Origin of the sequence: Arenibacter troitsensis, from assembly GCF_900177645.1 — a bacterium.
Lineage (GTDB): Bacteria > Bacteroidota > Bacteroidia > Flavobacteriales > Flavobacteriaceae > Arenibacter > Arenibacter troitsensis.
This window is the reverse complement of record NZ_FXAO01000013.1, coordinates 47896-72148: the sequence shown is the minus strand read 5'-3', so window position 1 is coordinate 72148 and position 24253 is coordinate 47896. Positions and strand designations below refer to the sequence as shown.

Annotated in this window: 22 protein-coding genes and 1 pseudogene; 12 read left to right on the top strand and 11 right to left on the bottom strand. The window is 39.1% G+C overall.

Features of this window, described 5'->3' with window-relative positions; genetic code table 11:
• The 7 genes and pseudogenes from B9Y87_RS22405 to B9Y87_RS20670 all read left to right on the top strand — a co-directional run.
• A pseudogene (locus tag B9Y87_RS22405) lies at positions 1-798 on the top strand (collagen-like protein); the annotation flags it as partial.
• A gap of 31 nt (positions 799-829) precedes the next feature.
• Positions 830-2854 carry a T9SS type B sorting domain-containing protein gene (locus B9Y87_RS20695; protein ID WP_085500856.1) on the top strand — a complete coding sequence of 675 codons (2025 nt, stop codon included), beginning with the start codon at positions 830-832 and terminating at the stop codon, positions 2852-2854.
• 3 nt (positions 2855-2857) lie between these two features.
• The gene (locus B9Y87_RS20690) at positions 2858-3826 is read left to right on the top strand and encodes a PorP/SprF family type IX secretion system membrane protein (protein ID WP_085500855.1); all 969 of its coding nucleotides are present in this window, start codon (positions 2858-2860) and stop codon (positions 3824-3826) included.
• Positions 3827-4214: 388 nt separating this feature from the next.
• Positions 4215-4748 carry an isopentenyl-diphosphate Delta-isomerase gene (gene idi, locus B9Y87_RS20685; RefSeq protein WP_139827303.1) on the top strand — a complete coding sequence of 178 codons (534 nt, stop codon included), beginning with the start codon at positions 4215-4217 and terminating at the stop codon, positions 4746-4748.
• Complete coding sequence (locus tag B9Y87_RS20680) at positions 4745-5152, top strand: 6-pyruvoyl trahydropterin synthase family protein (protein ID WP_072865542.1); 408 nt, start codon at positions 4745-4747, stop codon at positions 5150-5152. The genes idi and B9Y87_RS20680 overlap by 4 nt, the downstream gene beginning before the upstream one ends.
• Before the next feature lie 108 nt (positions 5153-5260).
• Entirely contained in the window at positions 5261-6229 is a 969-nt protein-coding gene (locus B9Y87_RS20675; protein WP_085500853.1) for a type I phosphomannose isomerase catalytic subunit, read from the top strand.
• A gap of 31 nt (positions 6230-6260) precedes the next feature.
• Positions 6261-6530, top strand: coding sequence for a hypothetical protein (locus tag B9Y87_RS20670; protein ID WP_072865545.1), 270 nt, complete (start codon positions 6261-6263; stop codon positions 6528-6530).
• Between the two features lie 52 nt (positions 6531-6582).
• Here B9Y87_RS20670 and B9Y87_RS20665 read toward each other — a convergent pair whose 3' ends face one another.
• The 6 genes from B9Y87_RS20665 to B9Y87_RS20640 form a co-directional block, all read right to left on the bottom strand.
• A complete protein-coding gene (locus B9Y87_RS20665; RefSeq protein ID WP_085500852.1) occupies positions 6583-7299 on the bottom strand; it encodes a DUF4369 domain-containing protein in 717 nt (238 codons plus the stop codon).
• 44 nt (positions 7300-7343) lie between these two features.
• On the bottom strand, positions 7344-8606 hold the full coding sequence (locus B9Y87_RS20660) for a DUF819 family protein (protein WP_085500851.1): 1263 nt from the start codon (positions 8604-8606) through the stop codon (positions 7344-7346).
• 44 nt (positions 8607-8650) lie between these two features.
• The gene (locus B9Y87_RS20655) at positions 8651-9454 is read right to left on the bottom strand and encodes a Cof-type HAD-IIB family hydrolase (protein WP_085500850.1); all 804 of its coding nucleotides are present in this window, start codon (positions 9452-9454) and stop codon (positions 8651-8653) included.
• A 123-nt stretch (positions 9455-9577) separates the two neighbouring features.
• A complete protein-coding gene (locus B9Y87_RS20650) occupies positions 9578-9742 on the bottom strand; it encodes a type II toxin-antitoxin system antitoxin (RefSeq protein WP_072865552.1) in 165 nt (54 codons plus the stop codon).
• 271 nt (positions 9743-10013) lie between these two features.
• Positions 10014-10871, bottom strand: coding sequence for an SPFH domain-containing protein (locus tag B9Y87_RS20645; protein ID WP_085500849.1), 858 nt, complete (start codon positions 10869-10871; stop codon positions 10014-10016).
• A 95-nt stretch (positions 10872-10966) separates the two neighbouring features.
• On the bottom strand, positions 10967-13222 hold the full coding sequence (locus B9Y87_RS20640; protein ID WP_085500848.1) for a penicillin-binding protein 1A: 2256 nt from the start codon (positions 13220-13222) through the stop codon (positions 10967-10969).
• 216 nt (positions 13223-13438) lie between these two features.
• On the opposite strand from B9Y87_RS20640, the gene B9Y87_RS20635 reads away from it, so the two are divergent.
• Complete coding sequence (locus B9Y87_RS20635; RefSeq protein WP_085500847.1) at positions 13439-14212, top strand: S1/P1 nuclease; 774 nt, start codon at positions 13439-13441, stop codon at positions 14210-14212.
• 305 nt (positions 14213-14517) lie between these two features.
• Here B9Y87_RS20635 and B9Y87_RS20630 read toward each other — a convergent pair whose 3' ends face one another.
• Positions 14518-15117 carry an alpha-ketoglutarate-dependent dioxygenase AlkB family protein gene (locus tag B9Y87_RS20630; RefSeq protein WP_085500846.1) on the bottom strand — a complete coding sequence of 200 codons (600 nt, stop codon included), beginning with the start codon at positions 15115-15117 and terminating at the stop codon, positions 14518-14520.
• Positions 15114-15986 (bottom strand): AraC family transcriptional regulator, encoded by an 873-nt coding sequence (locus tag B9Y87_RS20625; RefSeq protein ID WP_085500845.1) that lies wholly within the window; start codon positions 15984-15986, stop codon positions 15114-15116. The genes B9Y87_RS20630 and B9Y87_RS20625 overlap by 4 nt, the downstream gene beginning before the upstream one ends.
• A 219-nt stretch (positions 15987-16205) precedes the next feature.
• On the opposite strand from B9Y87_RS20625, the gene B9Y87_RS20620 reads away from it, so the two are divergent.
• Positions 16206-16793, top strand: a complete 588-nt coding sequence (locus B9Y87_RS20620; RefSeq protein WP_085500844.1) for a hypothetical protein — start codon at positions 16206-16208, stop codon at positions 16791-16793.
• A gap of 67 nt (positions 16794-16860) precedes the next feature.
• Here B9Y87_RS20620 and B9Y87_RS20615 read toward each other — a convergent pair whose 3' ends face one another.
• The 3 genes from B9Y87_RS20615 to htpG form a co-directional block, all read right to left on the bottom strand.
• The gene (locus B9Y87_RS20615) at positions 16861-17493 is read right to left on the bottom strand and encodes an MOSC domain-containing protein (protein WP_085500843.1); all 633 of its coding nucleotides are present in this window, start codon (positions 17491-17493) and stop codon (positions 16861-16863) included.
• 164 nt (positions 17494-17657) lie between these two features.
• Complete coding sequence (locus tag B9Y87_RS20610) at positions 17658-18017, bottom strand: DoxX family protein (protein WP_085500842.1); 360 nt, start codon at positions 18015-18017, stop codon at positions 17658-17660.
• A gap of 74 nt (positions 18018-18091) precedes the next feature.
• Positions 18092-19978, bottom strand: a complete 1887-nt coding sequence (gene htpG, locus B9Y87_RS20605) for a molecular chaperone HtpG (protein WP_085500841.1) — start codon at positions 19976-19978, stop codon at positions 18092-18094.
• Positions 19979-20251: 273 nt separating this feature from the next.
• Between htpG and B9Y87_RS20600 the strand changes: the two genes are divergently transcribed.
• The 3 genes from B9Y87_RS20600 (at position 20252) to B9Y87_RS20590 (ending at position 24214) form a co-directional block, all read left to right on the top strand.
• Positions 20252-21262 (top strand): 3-oxoacyl-ACP synthase III family protein, encoded by a 1011-nt coding sequence (locus B9Y87_RS20600; RefSeq protein ID WP_085500840.1) that lies wholly within the window; start codon positions 20252-20254, stop codon positions 21260-21262.
• Positions 21263-22103: 841 nt separating this feature from the next.
• Positions 22104-22721, top strand: a complete 618-nt coding sequence (gene recR, locus B9Y87_RS20595) for a recombination mediator RecR (protein WP_085500839.1) — start codon at positions 22104-22106, stop codon at positions 22719-22721.
• A 98-nt stretch (positions 22722-22819) separates the two neighbouring features.
• Positions 22820-24214 carry a dihydrolipoamide acetyltransferase family protein gene (locus B9Y87_RS20590; protein ID WP_085500838.1) on the top strand — a complete coding sequence of 465 codons (1395 nt, stop codon included), beginning with the start codon at positions 22820-22822 and terminating at the stop codon, positions 24212-24214.
• The last annotated feature ends 39 nt before the right edge of the window (positions 24215-24253 follow it).

Below are 24253 nucleotides of genomic sequence, written 5' to 3'. Positions count from 1 at the left end.
GGTGCACAAGGCCCAACCGGTGCTACTGGAGCCCAGGGTCCAACAGGTGCTCAGGGGCCAACTGGAGCCAAAGGAGATACAGGAGCCACTGGAGTGCAAGGTCCAATAGGAGCAACCGGTGCCCAGGGTCCAACAGGTGCTCAAGGCCCAACAGGTGCTACTGGAGCTCAGGGTCCAACGGGTGCCCAAGGTCCAGCAGGTCCGGCCGGATCTGACGGTATAGACGGAGCTGTAGGTCCTCAAGGTCCGGCAGGTCCTCAGGGTCCAACAGGAGCTACGGGGTCACAAGGTCCAACAGGAGCAACTGGTCCTGCAGGAGATCCTGCAACGGATGATCAAACATTGGGTATTGCTGGCGATCAATTGAGTATTACTGGCGGTAATACTATTACCCTGCCTACGGCCGATGGAACAGAGACTATAGTGACGGCTGGTAATGATATTAGTGTAACAGGAAATGGTAGCAGCGCTACTCCTTATGTTATTGCAAATACACGACCTAATATTTTCTATCCGCCTTCCATCGCTGTGGATGTCTCTTCAACGGGCACGGGTAGGACAATTAATCTATATACGCAATATACAGCGCAGTTTGGATCGCCAATGGTAGCTAGTAATTTGGCACCAGGAGCTATACCAACATATGCCAATACGGAGCTGTACTACTATGTTACGTATTACGACAATACGGTGTTCAATAATGTAAGTGTGGACGAATTTGGTGTTATGACCTATGATGTTATAGCCACGCCAACAGATTATAATTCGCTTATCAACGTAGTATTTGTAGTGAAATAGATTTTATAAACCGATTAGGTACAACAAGAGTTTGAAACCAAAACACATATATAGATTTCTTTTTGTTACCCTTGTAACCATATTCTTTGGTGCCAATAGGGTCAATGCACAATTTTTGTTGCAGGCACCCAACAGTACCGATGAACATAATTACAAATGGTACGAGGCTTCCGATACTTCCACGGTTTTGGGTACCGATTTTTTTTACGAGGTAACATCCTCCGGGATTTATTTTGCAACATATGACGGAACTCTATGTGGATCAAATGCTACTGGTTATTTTATAGTAACCGATTGTAAGAGCCCGGATAATGAGGTAACGATGGATATATCCAATAATGTGGGCGCCAGCGCTGCCATTAGTTGGTCACCGGCAGTTGGTGGGGATCAACTAAGGCCTACGGTGATTGCTACACAGAGTGTGGTGCGCTATACCGCTACCGTAACCAAAGCAGGGAACTCTTTTGATTTACCCAATTTTACCGTGGTTTGTTTACAGCAGTCCAGTGTTTTGGTGGACGATTTTATTACGGTTAATGAAGATTCATCGGTTATAGTACCAATTTTTGATAATGATAGCAATTTGCCAACTTCGGGTATTTTGACTACTTCAAATCCGTTTAACGGTAATGTCCTTATTGATGATAATGGCACACCAAATAATCCATCGGATGACATTATAACTTTTGTCCCAAACCCCAATTACAATGGTCCAAGTACATTTACCTATACCATTTGTAATTCCTTGGGAGATTGTAGTACAGCTACTGTAAATGTGGACGTACTTCCTATTGTTGATGCTTTCGACGATTCTGTGGCTACCTTGGAGAATATGCCTGTGGATATAGATATCTTGGTGAACGACAATGATATCCCTATCCTGGGAACCATAACGACTACTAGTCCGTCCAATGGCAATGTAGTAGTTAATAACAATGGTACACCTAATGACCTTAGGGATGATACGGTTACATATACTCCCAATAGTGGTTTTGTGGGCAGCGATCTTTTTACGTACATCATATGTGATGATCAATCAAATTGTAGCACGGCCACCGTCAATATATTGGTGAATCCACTTGGCATTGTTGATATTGACAGTGATGACGATGGAATTTTGGACAGTTTTGAAGATCTTAATATGGATGGTGACAATGATCCGTCTACAGACCCAACGGATTCCGATGGTGATGGCATACCGGATTACTTGGATATCGACAGTGATAATGACGGTATTCCTGATAATGTTGAAGCACAAGCCACCCAGGGGTATATTCCGCCTAGTGGAGTGGATGCCAATAACAATGGCTTGGACGATGCCTATGAAAACAATGGGAATCTAGGCTTGTTCCCAATAGACACGGACGGGGATAATTTACCAGATTACTTGGACGAGGATAGTGATAACGATAATGTTCCGGACAGTATTGAAGGTCATGATCACGACCATGACGGTATTCCGGATGTAGTTTATATTGGTTCGGATAAGGATAATGATGGTCTTGATGATGGTTATGAAGGCAGCACAACTATTGATATTGATGTTAACGATGAAATAAATGATCCTTTCAATGATCTGCCCAATACCGATGGGGACGATGAAGTTGATTTTAGGGACAACGACGATGACGATGATGGAATACTTACCATTGATGAAGACGAAAACGGGGATGGAAATTATGCCAACGACGATTTTGATAATGATGGTATTCCTAATTATCTGGATTCAGATTTGATCATATTGGATGACGGCGTGGAGGTGTTTAACGTAATTACTCCTAATAATGACGGCATTCATGATGTCTTGACCATTAGGGGAATTGAAAATTATCCAAACAATACCATCAAAATATATAACCGTTGGGGAGTATTGGTTTTTGCAACCAAAGCCTATAACAATGATTCCAATTATTTTGACGGTACGTCGGAAGGTAGGGTAACCGTTGCTCAGGATAATCAATTGCCGGTAGGAACTTATTTCTACATTTTGGACTATAGTCCTTCGGCAGGTGGTAAGATGACGACCCTAACAGGATACATTTATATAAATAGATAAAAGATGCCAAATCTTATAAAGAATATACTAGATTCCAATAAACTGTTATTCTGCTTAATTGCCATAGCCATGTTGTTAAGTAACAGGGTACAATCGCAACAAGATGCACAGTATACGCAGTATATGTACAATACCGTAAGTGTTAATCCTGGTTATGCAGGTTCCCGTGGACATATCAGCATTGCAGCATTGCATAGATCGCAATGGGTAGGTTTGGACGGAGCCCCAACCACACAGACATTAAATTTGCACTCACCCATTGGCTATAGGGGAGTAGGTTTGGGTATTTCAATTGTAAACGACAAAATTGGACCCACCTCGGAAACTTATTTTGATGGAGATTTTTCATACACCGTTTATACTTCACAAGAAGGTAGATTAAGTTTTGGTTTAAAGGCCAGTGCCCATATGTTGGACATACGTTTTTCAGAACTTAACCAAGATTATACCAACCCAGGAGGACCGGATCCAACACTTCAACAGGATATAAATAATAAATTTTCGCCTAACATAGGTGCCGGAATTTATTATCACACCGAGAAATTTTATGCAGGCTTGTCCGTTCCCAGATTTTTACAGACAACACATTTTGATGGTGAAGCTTTGTCCACTGCCAAGGAACAGATGAATTTATATTTGATAACCGGATATGTGTTCGACCTGAATACCAATTTAAAATTTAAACCCGCCCTTTTAACCAAAGTGATTCAAGGTGCACCTTTGCAAGTAGACGTTTCGGCCAATTTTATGCTCAATGACAAATTTATTGTTGGTGCGGCCTATAGATGGGATGCGGCATTAAGTGCCATGGTAGGTTTTAATATCTCCAATTCGTTCCTAATAGGAATGGCTTATGACAAGGAAACTACTGAGCTGGGCCAGGCTACTTTTAATGATGGATCCTTTGAGATTATTTTACGCTACGACTTCATCAAGGAGCTTGGCAATTTAAAATCTCCCAGATTTTTCTAAAAGCCTATCCAGAATTTTGTTGGTGATGACATCTGTAATTCACAAGCCAAAGGTTCAGGGAAATAGGAGGTATCTACCCACTCCGACCTAATGACACTTTTTTAAATTCCAGTGCTACTATTTCGGCCTCGAGGAATTAAAAATTACCTCCGGTGCTTAATGCGATAATTATATACCAATTCGGATACCGTGCGCTACCTGTGTCTAAAGGTTAATCCCAATTTTCATGACATCGCAAAATGAAAATATTTCTATAGGATTATTGGTAGAATCCAACACTCACAATCTTTTTTTAAGGAATAGCTTATTAGATCCTTTGGCTTTAAACTATTTAATTTTTATGACCTACTTAACCCTTATTATTGGGGAAAGGTTTTATTTTTACAAAATGGAAGAGGAAAATGTAATTCTTGTTGATAAATTTGATGTTCAAATTGGTCTGATGCCCAAAATGGAAGCCCATGAAAAAGCTTTGCTCCATAGGGCATTTTCGGTTTTTATTATGAATGATAAGGGGGAAACAATGATTCAGCAAAGAGCAGGTCATAAGTATCATTCCCCCCTTTTGTGGACAAATACCTGTTGTAGTCATCAACGGGACGGAGAATCCAATATTCAGGCAGGGAAAAGAAGATTGAAGGAAGAGATGGGATTTGAGACCGAATTGAAGGAGTTGTTTTCTTTTATCTATAAGGCGCCTTTTGACAATGGTCTTACCGAACATGAATTGGATCATGTAATGATAGGGCACTACAATGGGGAACCACACATAAACCCAGAGGAAGTGGCCTCTTGGAAATGGATGAAGCCTTCGGAAATAAAGCAGGATATGCTTACCTCCCCTGAGAAATATACGGCCTGGTTCAAGATTATTTTCGATAAGTTTTACAATCATATTTCGCAATACAATACTGCCATATGAAAGTTAAAGTAAGTAGAAAAGCTCATTTTAACGCTGCTCACAGGTTGTATAGACCGGAATGGAGTTATGAAAAAAATGATAGTGTTTTTGGTTTATGTAACAATCCAAATTTTCATGGCCACAATTATGAGCTCATTGTCAGCGTTACCGGAGAAATAGATGAGGAAACAGGCTTTGTTATAGATATGAAAGACTTAAAGGAGCTTATAAGAGAAAAAATAGAAAATCAACTGGACCATAAAAACCTAAATGTAGAGGTGGAATGGTTTAAGACCGTGAATCCTACAGCGGAAAATATAGTTGTTTATATTTGGAACCAGCTTCGGCCCTTTATTAAAGCTTCAAACGAGTTGGAGGTGGTACTTTACGAGACGCCAAGAAATTTTGTGACCTATTCCGGATAGTTGGGGTTTATTATTATCAATCAAAAAAAAGGAAGAATATATGGAACTTCCTTCTAAGCAATTCAGTCAAATTAAAATATATAATATAAATAGCTAATACCAATCAGCATGAACTTATATCCTTTAAAATTCAATCCTATACTTAAAGAACGACTTTGGGGCGGTACCAAATTAAAAGATGTTTTGGATAAACCCATTGAAAATGATATTACAGGTGAAAGTTGGGAGCTTTCTGCAGTGAAAGGGGACGTTTCAGTGGTAGCCAATGGTGATTTATCGGGAGCTTCTTTGCAGGACTTGATCAACAAGTATCCGGAAGCACTATTGGGTAAAAGTGTTTATGCCCGATTTGGGACCGAGTTTCCAATTCTTATCAAATTTATAGATGCCAAACAGGATTTGTCCATCCAATTGCATCCTAACGATGAATTGGCCAAAAAACGCCACAATTCCTTTGGAAAAACGGAAATGTGGTATATTATGGATGCCGATAAGGGTGCGGAGTTAATAGTAGGTTTTAACAAGGACGTAACCAAGGAAGAATATGCCAAGAGTATTGAAGAGGATACCCTTTTGGATTTGTTGAACTATGAAAGTGTAAAGGAAGGGGATACTTTTTTTATAAACACTGGTAAAATGCACGCTATTGGTGCTGGAGTGTTGCTTGCGGAGATTCAGCAGACTTCCGATATTACCTATCGTGTCTTCGATTTTAATAGAAGGGACAAAAATGGAAATTTACGGGAATTGCATACCGATTTGGCCCTGGATGCCATAGATTACACTAAGAAAGATGATTTTAAGGTAACATATTCCGATAAAAAAGACAGTGTAAACAATATGGTTTCCTGTCCTTATTTCAATACCAACATTTTAGAGCTTACCAAGGACTTGGAGTTGGATGTTGAAAAAAGGGATTCGTTCACCATATACATGTGTGTAGGGGGTAAGGCGACTATTTCCAACGAATTTGGATCGGTATCCATAAAAAAGGGCGAAACTACTTTAGTGCCTGCCCAGTCCAAAAAAATAAATATAATTACAACGAGTGCAAAACTTTTGGAGGTTACTATCTGAAAATGATTACTTTTGCAAAAAAAATTTACCAATGGCAAGTATAAGAGATTTAAAGAAAGACATTAATTACGTTCTAGGAGATATTATTGAAGCGGTGTATTTAGTGGAAGCTTCTGGAAATAAGCAAAATTCCAAAGAAGGTAATGCAATAATAGATAATGCAATTGAGGTCTTTGACGAGTTGATCGCGAAAGTAAACCAGAAGTCAGTAGAGAACAGACCGGCCCATTTAAAATCCGTTAAAGCGGAATTGGAAACCAAAGCAGGTTCTCTAATTGAACAACTTAATAAATTAGGGTAGTATTTCCCTTAGTAGAAATCTAAAAAAAGCATCCATATTTTGGATGCTTTTTTTATTGTTCAGAATCTTTTCTGCGGTTTTCAATATGTTCTTTTAATTCCATACCGTATTTGGAATTGGCTACATCAGCAGAGAGCGAATTGCTTATGGAATCCAAATATTTAAGGTTGGCATCCGAAACTTCCTTTACGGCAATGTAGGGTGCTACATAGGAATCTGCATTGTTCAACGCAAAATTAATGGCGTAAAGGTATCCTCTCTTAACATTTTTATCGGTTAGATCTTGAAGTGAATCTAAAGCAACGGAGTCACTTTGGGTTTTGGGATCCATACTCAACCTTGCATATTCCAAATTCTTAGTGTTGAACTTGGACATTACTTCCAGATATTCCTTTAGCTTCTCATTACTTTTAGATCCTTCAATTTTGGCATTCAAGTCGAAGGTATTCCAATTGGTATTAATGGTTATTATTCCAGGTTCCCCAAAGAAGGTAATTCGGTCATTGATGCTATTGTTATCCTTCTTATCCAGGTATAGGTAGAACAGCTCTGGGCTTTCCAGTTCTGTGGTAAAGGAAAAATTACCATCCCCCTCTACGACAAGTGAATCAACTGTGACCAAAATGGTATCCGCAATGTGCTGCAGGTATAGGGTGCCTTTTTTTAGCCCCTTTACATTTCCGGTAACGGTCATGGTATTTTCAGTACTGCCGCCCCCACAAGAGCTAATAAATATTGCCAGTACCGCGACCATTAAAATTTTCTTCATATTATTTTTTTTGAAGCGCAAATATCATTAAAGTTTATGGAATTTTAAACTTTTGATGCAATTTCCATAAGAATTGTACACAGAATGGCACCGCCGGTGCCCACCACATAACCAAAAACTGCCAGTAAAACACCCACCGAGGTCAAGGATGGATGAAATTCCGCAGCTACCACAGGGGCAGAGGCAGCACCTCCTACGTTGGCCTGACTACCCACGGCAAGAAAGAAATAGGGGGCTTTGATCAGTTTGGCCACCACAATAAGCAAAACAGCGTGAATCGTGATCCAAACAAAACCTATGGCAATTAGTCCTGGATTTTCAAAAACCTTGCCCAAGTCCATTTTCATACCAATAGTGGCCACCAAGATATAGATAAATACACTGCCTAATTTACTGGCCCCTGCACCCTCATAGTTCTTTGCTTTGGTAAAGGAGATTACTATCCCCACAACGGTTGCCAGAACTACCATCCAAAAGAAACTGGATCCTAAAAATGATAGAAAACTTTTATTGTCGCTTACGCTTTCAAAGGTGCTGGTCAGATATGAACTGATATAATCGCCAAAAAAGTGGGCAATGCCAACCCCCGTGAAGGCAAAAAACAGCATCATCATATAATCCTTTAATGTGGGGACCCTGGTGATTTTTTCGGTGAACTGGGAAACTTTTATTCTAAGTTCTTCAATTGCAGAGGTGTCGGCCTTAAGCCATCGGTCTATTTTTTTTGTTTTTCCTACGCCCAACAAAATAACGGCCATCCATACGTTGGCAACCACTATATCCACCAAAACCATTCCACCATATTTGTCGGGATTGTATTGATAAATTTCGAGCATGGCAGCTTGGTTGGCTCCCCCACCTATCCAACTACCGGCAATAGTGGCAAGCCCTCTCCAAATGGCATCAAAATCATTTCCACCAACGGTTTCGGGAGAGAATATGGATATTATTAAAATGGCCAATGGCCCACCTATAATAATCCCAAAGGAACCGGTAAGGAACATGATCAATGCTTTTGAACCCAAATTGGCTATGGCCTTCAGATCTATGCTAAGGGTCATTAAGATCAGTGCCGCAGGTAGCAAGTATCTACTGGCCATAAAGTAGAGTCCGGAGGTCTCGTCCGATATTAGACCGCTACTGGCCAATATAGATGGCAGTACATAGCACATTAGAACGGCAGGTACAATATTATAAAATTTACTCCAAAAGCCGGTTTTTATGGAAGAGGTGTAAAATATAAATCCCAAACAAAGGGCAAGTAGTCCAAATACGACGGTATCATTGGTAATAATTGGTTCGTTCATATAAAAATTAGTTCAATTGGGCTTTTCGTTGTCGCCAAATATAATCAAATTAAAATATGCTGCTTTATATAGTGGGCCACACCGTCCTCAGAGTTTTTTAAGGCAAGATCGTGGGCTATACTTTTTACTTCATCACGGGCATTGGCTACCGCTATTCCGCGACCTACGTTTTGTAGCATTTCCATATCGTTGTAATTGTCGCCAAAGGCAATAACGTCCTTTAAGCTTTCGTGTTCCTCCAGCAAGAGTTTAATGGCGGTCAATTTGGAAACCGTTTTCGGGGCGATTTCTATCAAGGTATCATTGGAACGATACAGGTTTAGGGTTTGGTTGAAATTTTCCTGAAGAATAGGGAAGAGATTGTCTGTATTTTCTTTGTTTCCCATCAACATAATTTTGTGGGCTCCCATTTTTCTATCCCTCCAGTCCCCAATGGTGGCTTGGGTGTCCCTAAAGGAGGGAAGGGTTTTGGTATATTTTATTTCTTTTTGTACTCGCTCCGAGTCCATTTCAACATACCATTCGCTTTTTGAATAAAGGCCCAGCTGAATTCCGACCTTGTTGGCCATATCATATATGGAGGCTATTTGGTCTATATGGATGAAGGTGGAGAACAATTCTTTTGTACCGTGTAGTACCAACGCCCCATTGTAACATATAATGGGTTCGTTTTCTATGCCTAGGTTTTTTTGAATATAGGTCATGGACTGCGGCATTCTGGCCGATACCAGTATAATTCTTAAATAATCCTTTATTCTTTTAATTTCCGAAATTGTAAAATCGGAGACATTATCCTTATAGGTCAATAAGGTGCCATCCAAATCGGAACATAAAATTTTGAAATCCATAATGTGGAATTGGGTTTAGTTTTTTGGAATTAATTTGTGGACAAAGATATGGTTAACGCGTAAAATAGGTAAAAGAGTGGATTTAAGGGCACTTGTCTAACCAGTCTATAGAAGGTTCAAAAATTAATCCTCCTTTTGTTTGGGGGCACGTTTGGCCTCTTTTAGTTCCTTCATCAACATCCATTCTATTTGGCCATTTACACTGCGAAATTCGTCCGAGGCCCATTTCTCAATGGCTTTCAGCATATCTTCATTTAATCGCAATGCAAAAGCTTTCTTTTTACTCATATGATCGGTTTTTACCCCTTTCAAAATTATTTTATAAATTTTAAAGAGGTACCTGAAAGATTTATGTCACTCTTCAAAATTCCTTGGCCAAGGTGTTCGGTTCATTTTCAAACTTGGAATCCAATGGTATACTTTGATTTTTTTTTTGATTAGGTTCTGCACTATTTATCGGCAAAGATAAGGGGACATAGGTCTATTGCCAAAGATAGCCATCGGTATGTTGATCATAAAACTTGGAATATAGCAGCTGTATAATATTACCTTAATAAAGTTAATGGTTAAGTGTCCCGGCATTGACAATGGGCGATGCATCCTTATCCGAGCAGAGGACTACCATAAGATTGCTTACCATAGCTGCTTTTCGTTCCTCGTCCAAGTCAATGATTCCCTTCTTCCCTAATTGATCAAGCGCCATTTCTACCATACTTACCGCACCTTCCACTATTTTGTGTCTTGCAGCTACAATCGCCGTGGCCTGTTGCCTTTTTAACATGGCATTGGCAATTTCTTGGGCATAGGCCAAATACCCAATTCTAGCCTCCAGTACTTCTATGCCTGCCATGGCCAATCTTTCCTGAACCTCCTTTTCCAAGGCCTCGCTTACTTCATTAACACTGGATCGTAAGGTAATATCCTCCGTATGGCCCTCATCCGCAAAATTGTCATAAGGATACATACTGGCCAATTTGCGTACAGCGGCATCTGTTTGTACACGGACGAAATTCTTGTAGTCGTCCACATCAAAAGCTGCCTTATAAGTATCGGTTACCCTCCAAACTAAAATAGTACTGATCATGATTGGGTTTCCCAGTTTGTCATTTACCTTGAGTCGCTCACTATCAAAATTACTGGCCCTCAGGGAAATTTTATTTTTGCTATAAAAGGGATTGACCCAGTAAAGGCCATTTTTTTTAATGGTGCCCATATACTTCCCAAAGAGAAGTAGCACCCTGGATCCGTTTGGATTTACCAAAACAAACCCACGTAATGATATAATACATATGAAGAAGATTGGTAACGCCAGCGGTACACCACCAACTACTAGCACAATGGCTAAAATGAAGAGCCCTAATAATACCAGTAGCATTATATAGCCATTGGTGGGGATAATGTTTTTTTCTTGTTTCATGGTCGATTGATTTATAATGATATTAAAATGATATCATAAATATATAAATAAATTATTAACCACCAACATTTTGGCACTAAATAAATCTTGAGCGCTTAAGTCTTTGTATTACCAGTTTTAAAATCTTTTGTTTTCTTTTTTTTGGGATTCTTGAAAAGCCTTTTAAAAAATCCATCCCTTTTTACCGGATCGCAATCCAGATTGCTCATCACAGCCGAACTGGGATTGGGAAATTTGGCTTTGGTAATGGGGTCAAAGGATTTGTCCGCATTTAACTTTTGCAACCACAGCGCAAAAATGGGCAATGCCGCATTGGCCCCTTGGCCTAAGCTGGTGCTGCTAAAGCCAATTTCATGGTTGTCCAAACCTACCCAGGTTATGTTAAGTAGTTTTGGGGTCAAAGCTACAAACCAGGCATCCTTGTTGTTTTGTGTGGTTCCGGTTTTACCGGCAATGTCGTTCTTAATGCCATATGTAGAACGAATTCGGGCGGCAGTACCACTATTTACGGTGGCCTTCATCATCTCCAGCATAATATGCCCTGTTTCTTCGGAAAAGGCCCTATTTTCAGCTACCACTGGTTTAAATGTCTCAATTATAGAGTCCTTTTCATTGGTAATTTGGTGAATTAAAAATGGCGTCACAGATTTCCCGTGGTTCAAATAACTGGCATAGGCACCTGCCAGTTCATTGATCTTGATCTCTGCTGTGCCCAATGCCAATGAGGGTAATGCCGGTAAGGATGTTTCAATACCCATTTTCTGTGCCTGCTCTATTACATTCGGAATGCCTGTTTTTTCCAATACCTTTACCGCTACGGTATTTACAGATTTGCTTAGGGCCTCTTCCATGGAGTAATTTAGGTATGCCTCGTCCTTGTTTCCAGAATTACTGGGAGACCAACCTTCCATATTTTCATAGGCCACCTCCTGGGCCGAAAAGTAGGTGCAGGGAGATATGCCTTTTTCTAGGGCAGCGGTATAGACAATGGGCTTAAAGGCAGAGCCTACCTGACGTTTGCTTTGTGAAATATGATCGTACTTAAAATGTTTAAAATTAATTCCGCCCAGCCACGTTTTAACGGCACCCGTTTTGGGATCCAGGGATAGGGATCCGGTATTTAAGAATTTAAGATAGTGCAATAAACTATCAATAGTACTGGCAGAGCGCATCTCATCTTGATTCCAGTCCTTCAATCGCATTTCTTTTTTTAAGTTCATGGAATCCATTATCTCCTTTTCGCTAAGTCCTGCCTTTTTCCATTTTTTGTAGGGGCCTGAATTCTGTATGACTTTGTCAATGAGCTTTTTGTCCCTTATCCAAGGTGCTCGCTTGCCGTAACTTTTTTCAAAACTATTTTGAAGGACTTTCATATGCTGACCCATTGCTTCTTCGGCCAACATTTGCATCTTGGAATCCAATGTGGTGTAAATTTTAAGGCCTGAAGTATATATGTTATAATCCAAACCCTTTTCCCTTTGCTCTTTGGTCCAATTAAGCATTTGCTTTCTAACCTCTTCCCTAAAATAGGGAGCTATGCCCTCACTGTAGTCGTAGTCCCTGTAATCTAGTTGTAATGGAAGTAGTTTAAGGCTATCTGCTTCTTTTTGCGATATAAAATCATTGGAAGACATGGACTGTAAAACCAAATTACGCCTGTTGACGCTGTTTTTTGGAAGAACGCGGGGATTATAACCGTAAGTTGCCTTTAACATGCCTACAAGAATTGCACTTTCTTGGAGTTCAAGTTTCTTTGCCGATTTATTGAAAAACTTTAAAGAAGCACTTTCTATTCCAAAAGTGTTGTCGCCAAAGGAAACAGTATTCAAATAAAGCATAAGAATGTCTTCTTTGGAGTACATGGCTTCCAATCTGGAGGCTATTATCATTTCCTTAAATTTAGATATGGCCAGATTAAATTTTCCGGATTTTTCCCTGGGATATAAATTCTTGGCAAGCTGTTGGCTAATGGTGCTACCACCACCTGCCGATTGATCTTGCATGAGTATGGTTTTAAATGCCACACGGAAAAGACTCTTATAATCTATTCCGGAATGATCATAAAAGCGTTCATCCTCAATAGCCACCAGGGCCTCTATTAAATTTTTGGGAACTTCCTCATATTGTATGGGCTGCCTGTCAAACAAAAAATACTTACCTATAAGCACACTGTCTGCGGAATAGACCTCAGATGCTCTTTGGTATTTGAAGTCGGAAAGCTCCTGCTTGCTGGGAAGTTTTCCCCAAACACCCAAATAAACACTCAGCACCATTAGAAGGATGGAGCCGCCAATTACAACCAAAGCAATTGTTCCAATCCTTAGAAAGGGATTTTTTATATTCTTCAACATCTTCTATTACAATTAAGAACTGCAAGGTTAAATTAAAAAATCAAACGGATTAACTTCTTAACAATTAGTTATACTTCAATTCATTATTTTTGAGCACCATCAAGACATGGATTTATTGAATTCCTTAAATATTTTTTAAAGGGATATTATCCAATTTATAAATAATGGCTAGATTTGGTCAGGTTTGGTATTTAAGAACAATCAACATATAATTAAATGAAAAGAATTACGGTACTATGCCTTCTTATTTTTCAGTTAGGCTTTGGTAATGATATGGAATGGTCCAAGACCGGACACAGAACCATAGGGGAGGTTGCTCAGCAATTTTTGACAGGACGGACCAAAAAGGCCTTAAAGAAACTATTGAATGGGCAAAGTCTGGCTTTGGTTTCAAATTATGCCGATGAAATAAAGGCAGATCGTAGCTTTTCCAAATATGGCCCATGGCATTATGTAAATTATCCGGCCGATAAAAAATACACAGAGGTTGCACCTAGTGAAGAAGGGGATATAATTATAGGTATAGAAAAGTGTTTGGAAATAGTCAAGGACAAGAATAGTAAGGCAGAGGATAAAGTATTTTACTTAAAAATGTTGGTCCATTTAATAGGGGACCTGCACCAACCAATGCATGTGGGCAGGTTAGAGGATAAAGGGGGCAATGATATCCAAGTGCAATGGTTTGGAAAAGGCACCAATCTTCATAGATTGTGGGACTCCAATATGATAGATGACTATGGTATGAGTTATTCGGAATTGGCAAATAATTTACCGGAGCTGACCAAAGGTCAAATTAAAAATATACAGCAGGGTAATATTTATGATTGGGTGGAGGAGTCCCAGGAAATAGCCAATGAACTTTATGGTTCGGTCCAGGTGGGTGAAAAATTGGGCTATGCCTATGGTTATAAATACTGGACTACCCTGGAGAAACAACTACAAAAAGGCGGTTTGCGCTTGGCCAAGGTTTTGAACGAACTTTTTTCATAAGGAATTCATGTAATCACTATTGACAAGAAGCCGGACCAAACTACTAAGGAAGAAACCTGGTAATTTATTTTAATTTAAGTTATAGGTTGCTTAAGGTCAGTAGTTTATAGAGCTTTTCATCAATTAGGCCTATTGTCGAAAAAAACATAACTTTTGTCCAATTTTTATATGAATTGGCAAAGTTGTTGAGTTATAGTTATTGAAGTTGGGTGTGAGGAGACTAACTTAAATGCCTGATGGGTTAGGGGCAGTATCCAACGGAAATAACAAAGGCATAAAAAAATCGGTTTTCGCAACCGATTTTTTTATTTAATGACCCTAAAGGTAATATTGATCCTTTCCTGAATGGTTTTGGAGGTTTTAGGAATTTGGTGATACCAACAATGCTGGGTTTCACCTTTCATAAGCAGCAAACTCCCGTGTTCCAATAACAATTTTTGTTTTAAGTCCTTTTTCAATTTATGCTTTAAGTGAAAGTAGCGTTCTTGTCCAAGGCTTATGGATGCAATTATGGGGTTTTTGCCCAACGCTTTCTCATCATCTGCATGCCAACCATTGCTATCCTTGCCATTTCTATACAGATTTAATAAACAACTTGTAAAGTGTACACCAATTTCCATTTGCAGTTTATTTCTCAATTCCAGCAACTCGGCTGTAAACGCATGGGGGTGCATGGTAATATTGGAATAGGAATAGGGGTTGCTATTTTCTCCGAATAAGGCGGTTAACCTTGGCTGGGGGTATGTTTTGCCAAATACGGTAATGTCATCCTGTTGCCAAGGGGTGGTGGCATTAATTGACTTAAAATAGTGATCCGCTTCTTTAGCTCCTAGAAAATTGGGATAATAGACAATATCACTATCCGGGAGTTGTAGCGCTATGTTTTTTGAAAACAACGGCTTCAAGACTGAAGTACACTTTTTAGTTCGTTTCTGTATTCGGACGGATTCTGACCTGTAAACGCTTTAAAGGACTTGTTGAAATGTGAGAAATTGTTAAACCCACTTTCAAAACATACCTCTGTTATACTTATTGGCTTTTCTGCCAATAATTTTGAGGCATGTACCAATCTGCACTCATTAACGAACTGCACAAAAGTCTTATTTGTTATTTTCTTAAAGTATCTACAGAACGACGGTACGGTCATACTCACCAAGTCGGCAATCTCTTCTAAAGTAATTTCCTCCTTAAAATTTGTTTTTACGTAATTGAAGACAATATTTATCCTGTCATTATCCTTCACTTCTGTTTGAAGCGAAAAACCTTGGGCATTCAATACTTGATATTCCTTTGAGTTCCCCAGTTCATTTAAGATATTTAGAATGGACAACAGACGTTGGAAATCTGTTTGATACTCCATGATTTCGATTTTTTCGCCAATTTTTTTCTTGGTACTCCCTGTGAAGGCCACACCTCCACTGGCAATTTGAAAAAGGCTTTGAATTTTTCTCATTTCCGGAATGTTGAAAAAATCGTTGCCTAAAAAATCCTGCTTCATTTGTACCACACTTTCACTTTTGTTGCCAGTAAGCACATCTGTAAATCCACAGTGCGGTAGGTTGGATCCAATCAGAATAAGGTCGCCATCCGTATAATAGGAAACATGGCTTCCAATTTGTCGCTTTCCAGATCCGCCATTAACATAAACCAGCTCAATTTCAGGGTGATAGTGCCAAACCCCTATTTTATTAGGGTTGTGTTCATCAAACTGTTGATAGGTATAAGAATGGCCGAAATCTGGTTCTATGACCTCAAATGTAGGTTTAGGTATCATAAGTTAATTTCATTAGGTTAAGTAAAGATAATACAGCTATTTTGGACAATTCTGTGCAAAATTAACCTAAATATGTTTAAAATTAACCCCTTAACAATTATTTAATATATCAAGATGGTAAAATAGAATAGAAACTGGAGAATTCTGGAGTAGTGGGAAGGGGATTCCTGGTCTACATTTGCCATATAAATGATTTATTAATATTAAATCCTAAATGTTATGAAAGCAGTTTTAAAATTAACAGCAGTGGCAGCCTTATTACTTAGTAGTACTATAGCTATGGCCAACGACCCAGGAATGTACTTGACAACAGTTAAAGAAGCAAAAAGATTGGTTCTTAAATTAAATAAGCAAACTGAATCTTCTACATTGACTTTGACCGATACCGAGAAGCATCAAATATTCATGGAGAATATTAAGGAAGACGAAGATTATACCAAAAAGTTCGATTTGTCCAAATTGGAAGAAGGACTTTACTTTTTAAAAATGGAAAGTCTTACTAGGACTGTGGAGTTCACTATAAGTGTAGAGGATTCTGAAGTAAACGTTATTGCACGTGACGAAATTACAAAGCCATTCTTTAGAAAAAACGGGGATGTTCTTTATTTGAATTATTTGAACCAAAAGCTAAGTCCTGTAGTTGTTAATGTTGTGGATAGCTCCAACAGGATTGTCTTTACCCAGAAATTTGATAAGGATTTGGTTGTAGGTAAGGTTTTTAACTTCACCAATGCCGTAAAAGATGACTATACCATATCTGTTAGTGAAGGTACTACCACTTATTATGAAACCATTTCGGTGAAATAATTTATAAAAGAGTAAGTATAATTACATTGAAAAATAGGGGCCAACGGGCCCCTATTTTAATTTCTTGTCATACATATTTTTTTAGTCGATTCCTTTTGTATTCAGGTAGCGAAGGGTTATCGATCGCTTTTTGAAGTAGTATGGGATCTTTTTCCTTGGCAAGAATAATTTGAAAGCATTCTTTTACGGTCAGGGTATTATTGGATTTTTCCAACAAGCTAAGCATATCTCCGTTTTTTACCTGGCCTTCCTCCAATATACGAACGTAGGTTCCGGAATAACCATGATCTATAAATTCCTTTAATATTTTGGCATTGCCAAAACGTACGCCAAGCTTGTAACAGGGTTCCCTAGGCTGTGAGACTTGAACCACAACGCTTCCAATCTTATAGATATCGCCAATTCTCATTTCGGATTCGTTCAGACCTTTTACGGTAAGATTTTCTCCGAACATTCCCCAGTCCCAATTTAACTCAGGATACATACCTTTCCAATACGGATAGTGGTCTGCTGAAAATAGGTAACAGGCTTTGTTTAACCCGGCATGATGTTCCCTATCTATAACGGTATCTTTAAGAACATCCATTTTACCTAGAAAAAGAGGTTCGACCGTTGGATATTTAAATATCCCTGTTTGCTCCTCCTTTCCATTCCATAGAAAGGTGGTGGCTTTTCCAATATTTGTGGAGATGATTTTCATATTATAAAGATAGAAATCCCCCTAATATAGATGGCTATGGCGTCAATATTAAAATTTAAAGCAAATTCTTGGCTGGCCAATTGGTTAATTACAATTTTTTAGCGAAAAGTATCAGTCATAAGGTTTCGCAATTACACAATGGCTCCTTTGATATAAGGTTAAAACTAAAGCACTAAATATAAATAGGCCCAGTACATTAGGACAAATTGAAGTGGGATTCTAAGAATTAGGATCCATTTTGGGATTCCTGCCGACTCTTTTTCACCCTTTAGCATATAAAAGTGGACCAATAGGAATACGGTAAGCATTAATACGATGCCAATGACGGCAATGTTTTTAGTAGCAGGTAAGCACAGTCCCAGACCCAAAAGAATTTCCGCCAGGCCACTAAGGGAAACCAGGAGTCTATGATTGGGCAAATATCTAGGCATTATTCTCAGATAGACTTTGGGAACTATAAAATGCATTATTCCTGCCAAAATATAAATAAACGCTAAAAGGTAAAGATGCCAAGGGTAGACCATTTGGTAAAGGTATAAATAAAAAAAGCTGAATTACACTAGGCAATTCAGCTTTTTATAATTATTGTTGAAAATGTTTACTTCACCATTTCATAACTTCTCTTAATGAACTTGGTAAGTTCTTCGCCTTTCAACAGTCCTTTGGATAAACGTGCCAAATCGAGGGATTGGTTAATAAGTCGCTCTTTCTTTTTGGCAGTTTTGGTGTTTAAAATTTCAGAAACCAATTCATGGTTGGTGTTCACAACCAAATTATACATTTCCGGCATATTTCCCATGCCGAACATTCCGCCACCGCCTGTTTGCTGCATTTCTTTCATCCGCCTCATAAACTCTGGCTCTGTTATGATGAACGGAGAGGAGCTACTATCCATGGCTTCCAATTGAACGGTATAGCTTTTATTATTGATGGCAGTTTCGATATCTGTTTTTAAGGCTTCTTTTTCTTCATCGGACAGCTTGGATATTTGGGTGTCCTCCTTTTTGATGAGATTGTCCAAATGATCGGCGTCTACTCGTGCAAAGGAAATTTTCTCCTTGGAGGTTTCCAGTTTTTGCATTAGGTGCGATACTATTGGGGAGTCTAATAATAGAACCTCATATCCTTTGGCCGTGGCAGCCTCAATATAACTGTGCTGTTCTTCCTTGTTGGAGGCATAAAGGATTACTAATTTCTCGTCCTTGTCCGTTTGATTGGGCTTTAATTTTTCCTGTAATTCCTCAAAGGTATAATAGGCACCATCTACAGTAGGGTACAAGGCAAATTTGTCCGCTTTTTCAAAGAATTTATCCTCGGAAAGCATCCCATATTCAATTACGATTTTGATATCGTTCCACTTTGCTTCAAAGTCTGCTCTATTATTTTTAAATAAAGAGTTTAATTTATCGGCCACTTTACGGGTAATATAGGTAGATATTTTTTTAACCGCTCCATCGGCCTGTAAATATGATCTACTAACGTTCAACGGAATATCCGGAGAATCTATAACCCCTCTAAGCATGGTCAAAAACTCTGGTACGATTCCTTCAACGTTGTCCGTAACAAAAACCTGATTTTGGTATAATTGAATCCTATCCTTTTGGGTATTTAAATCATTGGTCAATTTTGGGAAATACAAAATCCCGGTCAGATTAAAAGGATAATCCACATTTAAGTGTATGTGGAACAAAGGCTCCTCAAATTGCATTGGGTACAGTTCCCTGTAGAATCCTTTGTAATCCTCATCCGTTAAATCCGTTGGCTGCTTGGTCCAAGCTGGATTGGGATTGTTGATTATGTTGTCTACCTCCTTTGTTGGAGCAGGATCTTCTTCTTTGGCTCCTTCCGGTTTTGGAAGTGTCTCCGTTGTAGTCCCGAACTTAATGGGGATAGGCATAAATTTGTTATACTTTCTAAGTAAGGTGCCAATTTTGCCTTCTTCCAAAAATTCTGTGGAATCCTCTGCTACGTGGAGAATTATTTCCGTACCACGGGTAGTTTTCTTGGCCTTTTTTAGGGTAAAATTGGGCGATCCATCACAGGTCCAATGCGCTGCAGGTTCGTCTTTGTAACTCTTGGTAATGATTTCTACTTTGGATGCTACCATGAACGCAGAATAGAATCCTAGTCCAAAATGACCAATGATTCCTGAGTCTTTGGCAGAATCTTTGTATTTATCCAAGAATTCTTCGGCCCCGGAAAATGCAATTTCATTGATGTATTTCTGTACTTCCTCCTCGGTCATACCAACACCTTGATCAATGATATGAATTTTCTTTCCTTCCTTATCGATCTTAACCTCAATAAGTGGGTTTCCATATTCCACCTTGGCCTCTCCTATAGTGGTAAGGTGTTTTAATTTTAAAGTTGCATCGGTTGCGTTTGAAATAAGCTCCCGTAAAAATATTTCATGGTCGCTGTAAAGGAATTTTTTTATGAGCGGAAATATGTTCTCTACGGAAACATTAATCTTGCCTGTGGCCATACTTCTATTATTTTTTGGTTTAACGACTAAACACTGTCAAAAAAAATACCATAATCGGAGGATGTGACAAACTGACATTTTTTATTGGAATTAAAATACTTTTTATGTCATTGTGTGTATTGAAATTACTCCATTGGCGCTATGACCAAAATCATCATATTGATGTATATTTTTGTTTAAATTGGATGTAACTAAATTTATTTCTCATATTTTAGACTTTATAATAGAAAAAGTAGGAAGCAGGGTCTTCCCGAAATCTTAATTTTCCAACAAATGTTCAATTCAAAAATAATTGGTCTGGGTTACTATGTACCTGAAAATGTGGTTACCAACGATGATTTGTCGAAAATAATGGACACCAATGATGCTTGGATTCAGGAGCGGACCGGTATTCAAGAAAGACGGCATGTTATTAAGGGTGACGGGGATACCACTACCACTATGGGGGTGAAGGCGGCAAAAATTGCCATAGATCGGTCTGGAATAGATAAAAATGATATCGATTTTATCATCTTTGCCACATTGAGTCCTGATTATTATTTTCCTGGCCCCGGGGTGCTTGTGCAACGGGATTTGGATATTAAAACGGTTGGTGCCCTGGATGTACGTAATCAATGTTCCGGATTTGTTTACGCCTTGTCCGTGGCGGATCAATATATAAAAACAGGGATGTATAAGAATGTCTTGGTGATCGGTTCCGAACTACATTCCCACGGACTTGATATGACTACCAGGGGTAGGGGGGTTTCGGTTATTTTTGGTGATGGTGCCGGAGCCGCAATTGTCAGTAGGGAGGAAGATAATAAAAAAGGTATACTTTCTACCCACTTGCATTCCGAAGGACAACATGCAGAAGAATTGTCCCTTATAGCACCTGGAATGGGTAAGCGTTGGGTAAACGATATTTTGGAGGATAACGACCCCAATGACGAGTCTTATTTGCCTTATATGAACGGTCCGTTTGTTTTTAAGAACGCTGTGGTCCGTTTTAGCGAGGTAATAAAAGAGGGTTTAAAAGCCAATGGTCTAGAAGCTAAGGATATAGATATGTTGGTTCCCCATCAGGCCAATCTAAGGATATCCCAATATATTCAAGGTAAGTTTGGTCTAAGGGACGATCAGGTATTCAATAATATTATGAAATATGGGAATACAACCGCAGCCTCTATACCCATTGCGTTGACCGAAGCTTGGGAACAGGGGAAAATTAAGTCGGGCGATTTGGTGGTGCTGGCCGCCTTTGGAAGTGGCTTTACTTGGGGCAGTGCTATTTTAAGGTGGTAAAGGATTAAAAATTAAACTATACAAAAAACAAAACCCGGAACATTTGTTCCGGGTTTCTTTCATTGATAGACTATACTAAACACTAACCATTAACTATAAATATATAGCGTTATCAATGACCAAGTTCTTTATGTACCTCTTAAGGTACGAATATTCTATAGCCTTATTACAAGTATTAACACACTTTAACTTCAAAATAGTAGCGTGTTAACACCAAATAGAAGGGTGTCGTTCCTTTTGGATAATAAGCCAATAAATGTTAATTGCATTGCGGCGATAGGACTGGGGGAACTATGCCGTGAGCAAAATAAGGGTTAATTATTGTATTATCAAAATATACCGCTCATAACTTTATCTTAATTTTCTGAAAATCAATATTGATTTTTAAGGGACATAAGTTTTGGAAAGTTTAGGCGGGAGTATCAATGGTGAAATAAGTTTTTCTGTAGTTGTATTTAATTTATTGTAAATCAGTGTGTAATGCGCTTTGGTGTAACATATGTTTCAAGTGGCAGCTTTTTTAAATGAGGGATAAAGCGTAATTAGAGGGGCTATTTAGAAAGTGAAAACTAATTGGATTGCATAAAACTTGGCTTTCGATGAAAGGTTGTTTGTTTCGGTAATCGGTAATTGGGATGGGGTGAAAGGAAAGGAAGTACAGTACCGAATGGAATGATCAGGAAGGCCATTGGTCAATAACCATTTGGTAGAGGATTCCTCTATCGTTTCCTAAGGATACCATTTGTTTTTAGGTTACAACGATAAGGGTTATTAAATTCTTGTAATTTACTTTTAGAGTGAATGCCTCAATTTAATAGTATAAAATTGTAATTTTGTGGATATGGAATTTTCATCTAAATTATTGGAAAATGCGGTCTATGAGATGTCTCAATTGCCGGGTATTGGTAAGCGCACGGCGCTGAGGTTGGTCCTGCACCTTTTGAAACAGCCCAAGGAGCAAACTGCCAGATTGGCCAATGCGTTGATCAATTTAAAGGACAATATCAAATTCTGTAAAAGCTGCCATAATATTTCAGATGTAGAGGTTTGTGAAATTTGTTCAAACCCGCGGAGGGACGAAAGTCTGGTTTGTGTGGTGGAAGACATTCGGGATGTGATGGCCATTGAGAATACAGGTCAGTTTTTAGGATTGTATCACGTCCTTGGCGGGAAAATTTCGCCAATGGAAGGTGTTGGTCCACAAGATTTGACAATTCACTCTTTGGTCGAAAAAGCGAAACAAGGGAAAATAAAGGAATTAATATTCGCATTAAGCTCTACCATGGAAGGGGATACTACCAATTTCTACATATACCGACAACTAGAGGGGTTGGGTATAACAACTTCAACCATAGCAAGGGGCATTGCGGTAGGCGATGAACTGGAATATGCAGATGAGGTGACTTTGGGAAGAAGTATCCTTAATAGGATTCCGTTCGAGAATTCGTTAAAAGTATAGGAGTTGCAATTAAAATTCATGAATAAAAGGCAAAAATATGCTCTTTTATTTGTTAGTTTTGCAAATTATTAATCATTACAAGTGTATTAAATAAGGATATGTCAAAATTTGAGCTAAAGTTACCACAAATGGGAGAGAGTGTTGCAGAGGCAACACTTACCTCATGGCTGAAGGAAGTTGGCGATACCATAGAAATGGATGAAGCTGTTTTTGAAATTGCTACGGATAAGGTAGATTCAGAAGTTCCTAGCGAGGTAGATGGCATTTTGGTTGAGAAATTATTCAATGTTGATGATGTTGTTAAGGTTGGGCAGACCGTAGCCATAATAGAGCTCAACGGAAGTGATCTTGAATCCGATCATGATCAGGAAAGTGCTGATGCTTCTGTAGGGGATGATGCTCCTAACAAAGCGGTCGAGGAATTGGAAGTTGGGATGTTGAGTGCCAAGGAAAGCGTTGCCGCTCCGGTAATGGATTATAGTGGGGCCGATAGGTTCTATTCTCCCTTGGTAAAAAATATAGCAAAGCAGGAAGGTATTACCTTGTCAGAGTTGGATGCCATAAAAGGTACTGGAAGTGAAGGTAGGGTGACCAAAAATGATATATTGGATTATATTGCTTCGGGAAAAGAAAGCGGAAGACAAGCTTTTGAAGAAAAAAAGGAAGATATTGTAATCCCTTCGGTAGAAAAAGTGGAGCAAGTAGCCAAGTCTGTTCCTGTTAAAAAAGAGGAGCCAAAACAAGACGTGGTTAAACCGGCTTTGGAGAAGGAACAGCCCAGTAACGGGGACGAGCATATTCCGTTGACCCGTATGGGTAAATTGATAGTTCAGCATATGAGCGCAAGCGTGGCTACCTCGGCACACGTACAAAGTTTTGTAGAGGTAGATGTGACCAACGTGGTCAATTGGAGGAATAAGGTCAAGGATGCCTTTGAAAAAAGGGAAGGTGAGAAACTTACCTTTACCCCTATTTTTATGGAGGCGGTGGCCATTGCCTTAAAAAAGTATCCTATGGTCAATATATCCTTGGACGGGGATACCATAATAAAGAAAAAGAACATAAATATAGGTATGGCCGCGGCCTTGGCCGATGGCAATTTGATTGTTCCAGTGATTAAAAATGCCGATCAGTTGAACTTGGTGGGCATGGCAAAGGCGGTCAACGATTTGGCCAAAAGGGCCAGAAACAATGCCTTAAAACCAGATGAGGTAAAGGATGGTACCTATACCGTAACCAATGTGGGTACTTTTGGCAGTGTTTTTGGTACGCCGATTATCAATCAGCCCCAAGTGGGTATCTTGGCTTTGGGCGCTATACGTAAAATGCCCGCCGTAGTAGAGACCAAAGAAGGCGATTTTATCGCCATCAGAAGTAAAATGTATTTGTCCCATAGTTATGATCACAGGGTAGTGAACGGGGCCTTGGGCGGCATGTTCGTGAAGGCCGTGGCCGATTACCTGGAGGCTTGGGACGTAAATAGGGAGATTTAGTAAATCTTTGCTATTGCATTGAATCCTCTTGTGGATTTT